Here is a 10,145-nt window from a genome sequence, read left to right as displayed (position 1 = left end):
ACCTGCTCAATGACCGACGGCTATGACTGCTACCAGAACGCACTGGCCGAGCGCATCAACGGCATTCTGAAAACGGAACTGTTGCTGCATCGTCCTGCCAATCTGGCCCAGGCTGTGCGCATGGTCAGACAGTCGGTGCAGATCTACAACAGCGAACGGCCACATCACTCGCTCAAATACAAAACGCCCGATGAAGTTCATCGGGCGTCGTTAAGGGGGTATCTTTACCAGCCGGATACCCCGGCAAAACCTGTCAACCTATAGCAGGACGGGTCATGCGTAAAAAAACCCGCGCGCGGCGGGTTCGTGATTCATCAACGATGATACGGCGCCGGGCCATGATGCGGCGGCGGCCGACGATGACGATGGTAATGATGCGGCGGCGGCACGCGGCGGCAGCGCTTCACGAGTCGGCCATGTACCCACACGCGTTTGCACACCACCCGGGAATGGGAATGCGCCTCGGCAGCCGCCGGCACGAAGGCCGCAGCGGTGGCCGCCAGCAGCATCAAAGACATCAGTTTGCGCACAACACCTCCTGTTCAACGGGCCGTCATTCTAAAACGGCACCGTCGATTCGTGCTGTGCAGCACCTGGAAGGATCCGCGCTCCGTCAACAACGGCGAGTTAAAGCCGACGCCGCGAGCGGCGCAACGGATGCCGCCAGTCGATGCGCCGCGGTTTAACGTGCGCGGGCCGCATATCGTGTAGATGCCGGTGTTCTTGCCACAATTCGTCGGAGAAAAGAAACGCGACGATAAGCAGTGGAATCACCAGAAAAACGCCCAGAATCAAGTGCTCGATCACGGTGGCCTCCGATCGCAGGAGCATGATTTCATTGTAGAGCACCCCATGTGCCCGAACGGTGTCGCGCCACGCATAAACCGGCGGTGCCCCGCCTGCGACAACGCGACGCCCCGCCCGTGCCAAACCCTTACCCCGACACGGTTCGCCGCCGCGCTTGTCGCACCGGACCGGCACGCTGCCCGAACTCCCGGCTGCACGCCATGACTAACTGGAGCGCGCTTGAAGCGCCGTCACCGGCCTCGCGCGCCTAGACCAATAATTCTCAAGGGGAATCTCATGACCACCGAACGCAGCAACGACCTCACCTTGCGCCCGCTCGAGCGCACCGATCTGCGCTTCGTTCACGAAGTGAACAACAACGCGAAAATCATGCGTTACTGGTTCGAGGAGCCGTATGAAACCTTCTCCGAACTGACGCAACTTTACGACCAGCACGTGCACGATCTGCGTGAGCGCCGCTTCGTCGCGATCGACAACGAAGGGCAAACCGTCGGCGTCGTCGAACTGATCGAACTGGACTATATCCACCGACGCGGCGAGTTTCAGATCATCATCGCGCCGCACGCACAGGGTCGCGGGTATGCGACCGTCGCGACTCAATTGGCGATCGACTATGCGTTTTCGGTGCTGAATCTGCGCAAGGTCTATCTGATCGTCGACAAGTCGAATACCGCGGCGATCCACGTCTACGAGAAGTGCGGTTTTCGCCACGAGGCCGAGTTGATCGAGGAGTTTTTCGGCAACGGCAGCTATCACAACGCGTTGCGCATGTGCCTGTTCCAGGCGGAGTTTTTCGCGTCGAAGCAGCGCGAAAAGTAAGCTTTTGAGGAGCGCCGGACCTCGCTCACGCGTGCCAGCGACCCAGCCTGGCATCGTTTATCTTCTGCACGTACACCGTTATTTCGCGATTCTCCTTTGATCGGCTGAATGACTTTGTGTGCAATGCACCAAGCGCGCCCATTAAATGTAGTAAATCGCTTAATTGATGGTGCTCGTTTACGCCAATACGCACCGCAAAGCTTTACTGGTTAAAGCGGCGTGCTCTTCCGGTCGGTCAGTTATCCATCGCCATTCCGACCATTTAAGCGGTTGCTCAATGTTTAAGCAGCCACAACGCATGGTGCGACAATTCGCCACTGTTGCGACCGCACACAAAATGTGCTTGTCGTTCTTCGCCATTCTCCTAAAGTGCAAGTTGCGGGTGGGACGTTAAAGTTAAATACATAGCTAACCTGAGTATTCCCGACCCGCACCGGAGGAAAATATGAAAACGCGAATCGCCCTTGTTTTCGCCATAGCGGGTTTGGCTGCCGCGACTGTTCAGGCGCAAGACGTCATGATCAAGCCGCAGCAAACCATCCAGTTCAAAGCCAATGCGTACGGCTGTTTGTCGAAAGATAAACTCGACGCCGCCGACGTGCATGCCCAGGCTGGCGAACAGCAGAAGATGCAGGAATTCTTCTCCGGATATCAATGCGTTTCGACACCGGAAAATTCGAGCTTCCGCGTGGTGCGCGTAGTCGGCCACGACGTGGAATTCGTGAATTCCGGCAATAGCGATACGGAAGGCCTCTGGGCAAACGATCGCTTTATCAAACAATAAACTGAAAATAAGCTGAACGCCGTCATTCCGGCCTCGCGCCGGAATGAGTTGCTGTGTATAAAATCAGATTCTCTGACTGATAAAAGCCGGAGGCGGTGGACCTGCGAGTCATAAATCGGCCGGGCATTATGTGCCTGGCCGATTTATTTTTTGCGCAGGACCTTTACGGGCTGCTAATTCGAAGCCGAAGCGGACGCGCACGAAAAAAAACCGATGCGGCCTATCGGCCGGCATCGGCAGTACGCCTTCTCGCAAAGCGCAGGTTCAATCCATCAATTCGCCAGGCAGCACGTCACGTCGATCAATGCGAATCGCGCGGCACCGGCGCGCCGCTCGAACCGACGAGGAAGTCCAGATCCGCGCCCTGATCCGCTTGCAGCACATGTTCGACATAGAGCTTGTAGTAGCCGCGTTTGGGTAGCTCCGGCGGCTGCCACGCGGCGCGTCGGCGGGCGAGTTCGTCGTCGGAAACGTCGAGGTGCAGACGGCGCGCTTCGACGTCCAGCTCGATCATGTCGCCGGTTTGCACGAACGCGAGCGGACCGCCCGCGGCCGCTTCCGGCGACACGTGCAGCACCACCGCGCCGTAGGCCGTGCCGCTCATGCGACCGTCGGAAATCCGCACCATGTCCGTGATGCCTTTCTGCAGCACCTTTTTCGGCAGCGGCATGTTGCCGACTTCCGCGAAGCCCGGATAGCCCTTCGGGCCCGCACCCTTGAGCACCATGATGCAATGCTCGTCGATATCGAGCGACTCGTCGTCGATCTTCGCGTGCAGTTCCTCGATGTTCTCGAACACCACTGCGCGGCCGCGATGCTTGAGCAACGCCGCAGTCGCCGCGGACGGCTTGATCACCGCGCCATTCGGCGCGAGGTTGCCCTTGAGCACGGCGATACCGGCCTTCGGCTTGAACGGCTCGGCGAACGTGGTGATGACTTTTTCGTCGTGATTCGGCGCGTTGCGCACGTTGTCCCAGATCGTTTTACCGTTCACGGTCAGCGCCTCGCGATGCAGCAAGCCTTGCTCGCCCATCTGCTTCAACACCGCCGGCAAGCCGCCCGCGTAGTAAAAATCCTCCATCAGATATTCACCCGAGGGCTGCAGATTCACCAGACACGGCACGTTCGAACCCAGCTCCCAATCCTCCAGCGACAACGTCACGCCAATGCGTTTGGCCAGCGCGATCAGATGCACGACCGCATTGGTCGATCCGCCGATCGCCGCGTTCGTGCGAATCGCGTTTTCGAACGCCTGGCGCGTGAGGATCTTGTCCATGGTCAGGTCCTCCCGAACCATGTCGACGATACGTCGGCCCGCCAGATGCGCGAGCACCTGACGGCGCGCGTCGACGGCGGGAATCGCCGCGTTGTGCGGCAAGCCCATGCCGAGCGATTCGACCATCGAGGCCATCGTCGACGCCGTGCCCATCGTCATGCAATGGCCGCGCGAGCGGTTCATGCACGACTCGGCTTCGGTGAATTCTTCCTGCGTCATCGAGCCGGCGCGTACTTCCTCCGACATCTGCCAGACGCCCGTGCCCGAGCCGATATGTTTGCCGCGAAACCGACCGTTGAGCATCGGCCCACCCGACACCGCCAGCGCCGGCAGATTGCACGACGCGGCGCCCATCAACAGCGCGGGCGTGGTCTTATCGCAGCCGACCAGCAGGATCACGCCATCCATCGGATTGCCGCGAATCGACTCCTCGACGTCCATCGACGCGAGGTTGCGAAACAGCATCGCGGTGGGCCGCAAATTGGTCTCGCCGAGCGACATCACCGGAAACTCGAGCGGCAGGCCGCCCGCTTCGTGTACGCCTTTTTTCACGTACTCCGCGAGCTCGCGAAAGTGCGCGTTGCATGGCGTCAGCTCCGACCACGTATTGCAGATACCGATCACCGGACGCCCGTCGAACTCGTCGTGCGGAATGCCCTGGTTCTTCATCCACGAGCGATGCAGAAAACCGTCGCGGTCCTTGAGGCCGAACCACGCCTGGCTGCGTAGCGGCTTTTTAGTCTGGTTCGAATCAGCCATGAAATCTCCTGTTGGCAAAGAGGGGGAGCAGGGCGTGCGTCACTGCACGCGCTTGCTGCGGCGGAACTGATCGAACAGCACCGCGAGCAGCAGAATCCCGCCGCGAATCAGGTACTGATAAAAGGTCGGCACGTTCATCAGGCTCATGGCGTCCTGCACCGAGCCCATGATCAGCACGCCGACCAGCACACCGGAAATCGTCGCGACGCCGCCCGTTAGCGACACGCCGCCGAGCACACACGCGGAAATCACGCCCAGTTCGAGCCCGACCGAAGTTTTCGGGTCACCCAGACTCATGCGCGACGCCAGCATCACGCCCGCAAAACCGGTGACGAGGCCTTGCAATACGAACACTGTGATCTTGATCCGCGTGACCGGCAAGCCCGCCAGCGACGCCGCCTCGCTATTGCCGCCGACCGCCAGCACGTTCTTGCCGAACACGGTTTTCTTCAGCAGGAATCCGAACAGCACGAAGCCGACGATGTTGCTCCAGATCGGGTACGAAATACCAAGGAATGCGCCGCCGCCCAGATCGAAGAAACGCTCTTCGGAAATCATCACCGCGTCGCCGTTCGACGTGATGTAGGCAAGGCCGCGCACCACCTCCATCATGGCAAGGGTGACGATTAACGAGTTGATCTTGAAACGCGCGACCAGCACACCGTTCACCAGCCCGACCGCGCCACCCGCCAGCACGCCGGCCGCAATGCCGAGCGTCACGCTGTGCGTCGCGGTAATCAGCGTGGACGCCACCACGCCCGCGAATGCAACGATCGACGCCACCGACAGATCTACTTCGCCAAGCGCAAGCACGAACATCATCGTCACGGAGATCGAGCCGATCAGCGTGACGGAGAGCAGCAGCCCCTGGATGTTTCGCGAACTCAGAAAATCCGGCACCGTAAATGACAGCACCGCGAACAGAATCACGAACACCATCACGATGCCGGACTTGTTGATCAGATCCCAGGTGCGCGCGGCACGCGCGCTAAGACCCGCGGAAGCGACGGGGGAGGTCGAGGTGTCGGTTGAAGGTGTCTGCATAATGTGTGTTCCGTTTCAATGGCGTGATGCGCTTGCTTTGTTTCGTCGCGACAGCCGCTTGCCGTCAGCGTGGCAGCGCGAGCTTGATTAACGCGTCGGGCGTGGCCTGCGCCTTCGGCAGATCGCCGACAATGCGGCCTTCCTTCATCACGATCACGCGATCGGCCACGCCGATCACTTCGGCGAGATCGCTCGACACGACGATCACCGTGCGGCCCGCTTCGGCGAGGCCATACAGCAAGCCGTAGATTTCGCTGCGCGCGCCGACGTCGATACCGCGCGTGGGTTCGTCCATCAGAAACACGTCGATCTCTTCCGCGAGCCAGCGCGACAGAATCACCTTCTGCTGATTGCCGCCGGACAGCGTGCCGATCGGCGTGTCGCCATTACGCGTCTTGATCGCGAGCTTGCCGATGAAGGTTTTCGCGGTCTGCGCTTCCTTGCGACGGTTGAGCACGTTGAAGCGGCTGAAGTGACGACGGCAACTGATGTTGAGGTTGTCCGACACCGACGCGATCGAGACGATGCCTTCCTGCTTGCGGTCTTCCGGACATAGCGCGACACCGGCGCGCACGGCGTCGCGTGGTGTGCCGAAGCGCACCGGTTTTCCCTTGAGCGTGATGTCGCCCGCGGTGGGTTTGACCGCGCCGTAGATCAGCTTCATCAACTCGGAACGCCCCGCGCCGACGAGGCCGAAGAAGCCGACGATTTCACCGCGACGCGCGGCGAACGAAGCCGGTTCACGCAGGCCGCGTCCCATCACGCCTTTGACATCGAGCTGCACGTCGCCGAGTTCGCGCGAGCGGTAACCGTACACGTCGGCAATCGAGCGGCCCACCATGCAACTGATCAGGCGATCGCGATCGAGTCCTTCGCCGGCGTCGAACGTCTCGATGCGACGGCCGTCGCGGAACACCGTCACGCGATCACAAAGCTCGTAAACTTCGTCCATGCGATGCGTGACGTAGATAATCGCCCGGCCTTCGGCCTTCAATGCGCGAATGATCCGGAACAGTTGCGTGGTTTCGCGCGACGACAGCGAACTGGTCGGTTCGTCGAACGCGATCACGCGCGCGTCGCGCATCAGCGCCTTGCCGATCTCGATCATTTGCCGCTGGCCGATCGACAGATTCTTCACCTGTTGCGACGGATCGATTTTCTCGCCGAGCCGTTCGAGTTCGCGTACCGCCCGCGCCACCAGCGCCTTTTCGTCGAGCACGCCGAAACGATTGGGCAGTGCGCCGAGCATCAGGTTTTCCGCGACGGTCAGCTCGGGCACCAGATGCAGTTCCTGGTAGATGATGGCCACGCCCGCCGCAATGGCCGCTTTCGTCGTCGTGAATTGCTGCTCGACGCCGTCGAGCGACAACGTACCCGCAGCCGGTTGATTCACACCGGACAGCACCTTGAGCAGCGTCGATTTGCCGGCGCCGTTTTCGCCCATCAAACCGTGCACCTCGCCGCGTCGCACTTCGAGCGAAACCTGATCGAGCGCGAGCACGCCGGGAAAGCGCACGGTAATACCGTCGAGTCGCAGATAAGGACGCGAGGAGGCCAATGCCGTTGCGGGCGAGGGCGCTTGCGTCGGCAGCGCTGTCTCGCCGAGGTGAGACTCACTGGGTGAAGCCGTCATCGAAAACCTCGAAACCTCGAACTGATAAACAAGCTGGGCGGGCCGCGCTCGCGTCCTGGCGCGAAACGGCCCACCGCGTGCGAACGCGAAACCCGCTTAAATGCCGAGTTCCTTGCGCACGTCCTGCCAGTTGCCGCGCACCATCAGCTTGCCGGTGGTTTGCGTATCGGCGGGCGGCTGCTTGCCGTCCTTGATCCACTCGACGAGGTTCTCCGTGCTTTCCTTACCGTGCATTGTCGAGCTCACGGCGATCGTGCCGTAGAAGCCCGTCGGCTCTTTCTTCTGGAATTCGGCGAAGGCTTCGCCCGCGCCGTTGATGCCGACGCCGATCACGTCCGCCGCCGGAATATGCAGTTGCTCGGTCGCGCGCACGCCGCCCAGCACGCTTTCCTCGTTGAGCGCGAAGATCACCCACTTTTTGATGTTCGGATGTTGCGCCAGCACTGGCGACGACGCGTTAAAACCGCCTTCGTCGTCGGTCGTTTTCTGCGGGGCGTCGAAGATGTTGTCTTTCTTGAAGCCGCCGGCCAGCAGCGACTGCGTCGCGCCGTCGGTGCGCAGCTTGGCGGTCGGCAATTCGTAGTTCGTGATGCGCAGTGCGCCGACTTCTTCGGGTTTCCAGCCGCGGCGTTTCATTTCGTCGCTGATCGCCTGGCCGACCTGATTGCCGATCTTGAACGCGGACATGCCCAGATGCGGCACATTCGGCAGCGGCTTGCCGGTGGAGTCGACCAGTTGATCGTCGACGGTGACGAACTTCATGTTGTAGCGCTTCGCGCGCGCCTGAATCGCCGGGCCGAGGCGCACGTCGGGCGCGCAGATCACGAAGCCGCTCGCGCCTTGCGCGCCGAGGTTGTCGATCGCGGCCAGCACTTTTTCGCCGTCGGGCGTGCCGATATTGACCACTGAGAAACCGTCCTTCTGACCGAGCGCGGTGGCCGCTTTCTGCTCGTTGATGAACCACGCCTGTTCCGGCATCTTCACGAGAAAGCCGACCTTGAGCGGCTGATCCGCGTGCGCGGAAAACTGGGCGGCGAAGGGTGCGGCGAGCGCGGCAGCGGCTATCGCGGATAGCGTCAAACGACGAAGCTTGCGGGTCATGGTTGTCTCCTGAAGTTGTAATGCTGCGTTGATTTGATTTTTGGGCAGCGAGGCGAAGCGGAACGGCTCAGAAAGTCCACGAATGGTATGAGCGGCCCCAATAACTTTCCAATCCCTTTTTAGGCCAACCCTATACCAATTCCGGTATGGCATCATGAAGCCTGGATCGGCCCTGACGAGCCGGCGGACGGCGTTTGGCCGTTCGATACAAATCATCCGGAAGTCCGGGAATCTGGGAGACATGCCATGACGCGTAACTACTCGAACTGGTTCGTACGCGCACGCCTGAAGACGCGGCAATTACAGCTGCTCGCGGCCATGGAAGAGGAGGGCAACGTCCGCCGAGCCGCCGACATGCTCGGCATGACCCAGCCGGCGGCGTCGCGTCTGTTGAAGGAATTGGAGGACATGCTGGAGGTCAGCCTGTTCGACCGCACGCCGCACGGCATGCGCGCCACGCTGTACGGCGAGGTGATGATTCGCCACGCGCGCATGGTGCTGTCGAATCTGAGCCACGCGCACGACGAGATTTCCGCGTTGCGCGCCGGCCTGGCGGGGCAGGTGCGTATCGGCGTGATCGCGGCCGCCGCCGCGACGATGGTGCCGCGCGCGATCTCCCGCGTGAAGGAGCGCTACCCGCAACTGCAGATCTGGGCCGAAGTGGAAACCTCCGACGTCATGCTGCCGCGACTCGCGGAAGGAGAGCTGGACATCATGATCGGCCGTGTTCTGGAGCGGCAGAACCAGTTCAAGACCGAGGTCAGCTACGAGCCGCTCGCCGACGAACCGCTATGCGTGGTCGCACGCCCCGGCCATCCTCTCGAAAATGAGACAGGTTTGACACTACGGGGAATCGTCAACGCAAGCTGGGTTTTGCATCCGCCGGGGAGCGTGTTGCGACATCGCTTTGATCTGATGTTTTCGCACATTGGACTGAATCCGCCGCAAAACGTCGTGAATACGAACAATTTTCTGGCGATTTCGAGCTTACTGTTGCAAAGCGACATGTTGGCGGTTTTACCGGAAGAAGTGGCGCGTCAGTACCAACAGTACGGTGTCCTGAAGCGTATACCGATCGATTTACCGTACAGAATGGATACATTCGGTATCATCACGCGCCAGTCGCATCTCCTTTCTCCGGCAGCCTGCGTCGTGCTCGACGCCTTACGGGACGCGGCCGGCGAGGTCTACGGCACGGCTTTCGAGCCAGGCGTGGCGCGATAAATGCTTCTCCCGTGGTATCAGAAGCCGGCTCACGGCGCGGGAGGACCATGCGATGTACAACAAACACGGAAAACGGCAACGCGCCGTCGACGATTCTTTTTCTGTTCGCTCCGGTGGAGCGAGCGCCTGGTTTAGCAACGGCATGGCTCTTAAATCGACGATTTACAAGGCGGAACTGCAGATCGCCAACATGGACCGGCACTACTACGCCGACCATTCACTCACGATCGCTCGCCATCCCTCGGAAACCGACGACCGCATGATGGTTCGCGTCGCCGCGTTCGCGCTGTTCGCGCAGGAACGCCTGGAATTCTGCAAAGGTTTGTCGGATGTGGATGAACCCGACCTGTGGCAGAAGGACCTGACCGGCGCGATCGACACCTGGATCGAAGTCGGCCAGCCGGATGAACGGCGCATTGCCAAGGCGAGCGGCCGCTCGAACGAGGTGATCGTGATCGCCTACGGCGGCCGCACGTCGGATATCTGGTGGCAGGGCGTGCGTAACAAGGTGGAACGCCTGCGCAACGTCACGGTGTGGTCGCTCGGCGAAGACATCGCCACCGCCCTCGGCTCGCTCGCCGCCCGCACCATGCGGCTGCAATGCACGGTGCAGGACGGCGAAGCCTGGCTCGGCAGCGCCGACGCCGATGCGGTGAAAATCGACTGGACGGTGTTGAAAGAACCCGCCAACGCATAAC

General features: G+C 60.9%; 9 protein-coding genes. 5 read left to right on the top strand and 4 right to left on the bottom strand.

What is annotated here, in order from left to right; genetic code table 11:
• The 3 genes from B0G83_RS25790 to sap1 all read left to right on the top strand — a co-directional run.
• A partial coding sequence (locus B0G83_RS25790; RefSeq protein ID WP_146120291.1) for an integrase core domain-containing protein occupies nucleotides 1-264 on the top strand: 264 nt, incomplete at its 5' end.
• Nucleotides 265-1,083: 819 nt separating this feature from the next.
• Nucleotides 1,084-1,626, top strand: a complete 543-nt coding sequence (gene speG, locus B0G83_RS25775; RefSeq protein ID WP_105510208.1) for a spermidine N1-acetyltransferase — start codon at nucleotides 1,084-1,086, stop codon at nucleotides 1,624-1,626.
• Nucleotides 1,627-2,071: 445 nt separating this feature from the next.
• Nucleotides 2,072-2,410 (top strand): surface attachment protein Sap1, encoded by a 339-nt coding sequence (gene sap1 / locus B0G83_RS25770; protein ID WP_035554244.1) that lies wholly within the window; start codon nucleotides 2,072-2,074, stop codon nucleotides 2,408-2,410.
• A 301-nt stretch (nucleotides 2,411-2,711) separates the two neighbouring features.
• Here sap1 and B0G83_RS25765 read toward each other — a convergent pair whose 3' ends face one another.
• From B0G83_RS25765 to B0G83_RS25750, 4 genes are all read right to left on the bottom strand, one after another.
• Entirely contained in the window at nucleotides 2,712-4,445 is a 1,734-nt protein-coding gene (locus B0G83_RS25765) for an IlvD/Edd family dehydratase (protein ID WP_105510207.1), read from the bottom strand.
• 39 nt (nucleotides 4,446-4,484) lie between these two features.
• Entirely contained in the window at nucleotides 4,485-5,489 is a 1,005-nt protein-coding gene (gene araH / locus B0G83_RS25760) for an L-arabinose ABC transporter permease AraH (protein WP_105510206.1), read from the bottom strand.
• 64 nt (nucleotides 5,490-5,553) lie between these two features.
• The gene (gene araG, locus B0G83_RS25755; RefSeq protein WP_105510205.1) at nucleotides 5,554-7,122 is read right to left on the bottom strand and encodes an L-arabinose ABC transporter ATP-binding protein AraG; all 1,569 of its coding nucleotides are present in this window, start codon (nucleotides 7,120-7,122) and stop codon (nucleotides 5,554-5,556) included.
• A gap of 96 nt (nucleotides 7,123-7,218) precedes the next feature.
• Entirely contained in the window at nucleotides 7,219-8,223 is a 1,005-nt protein-coding gene (locus tag B0G83_RS25750) for an arabinose ABC transporter substrate-binding protein (protein ID WP_105510204.1), read from the bottom strand.
• Nucleotides 8,224-8,469: 246 nt separating this feature from the next.
• Here B0G83_RS25750 and B0G83_RS25745 point away from each other — a divergent pair, with 246 nt between their 5' ends.
• Both B0G83_RS25745 and B0G83_RS25740 read left to right on the top strand, forming a co-directional pair.
• Nucleotides 8,470-9,447 (top strand): LysR family transcriptional regulator, encoded by a 978-nt coding sequence (locus B0G83_RS25745; RefSeq protein ID WP_105510203.1) that lies wholly within the window; start codon nucleotides 8,470-8,472, stop codon nucleotides 9,445-9,447.
• 142 nt (nucleotides 9,448-9,589) lie between these two features.
• Nucleotides 9,590-10,144: a YaeQ family protein gene (locus tag B0G83_RS25740; protein ID WP_105510202.1), complete on the top strand. Its 555-nt coding sequence runs from the start codon at nucleotides 9,590-9,592 to the stop codon at nucleotides 10,142-10,144.
• Nucleotide 10,145 lies beyond the last annotated feature (1 nt).

The sequence above is a fragment of the Paraburkholderia sp. BL21I4N1 genome (assembly GCF_002973525.1).
In the GTDB taxonomy this organism is placed as follows: domain Bacteria; phylum Pseudomonadota; class Gammaproteobacteria; order Burkholderiales; family Burkholderiaceae; genus Paraburkholderia.
This window is presented reverse-complemented; position numbering and strand designations above follow the sequence as displayed.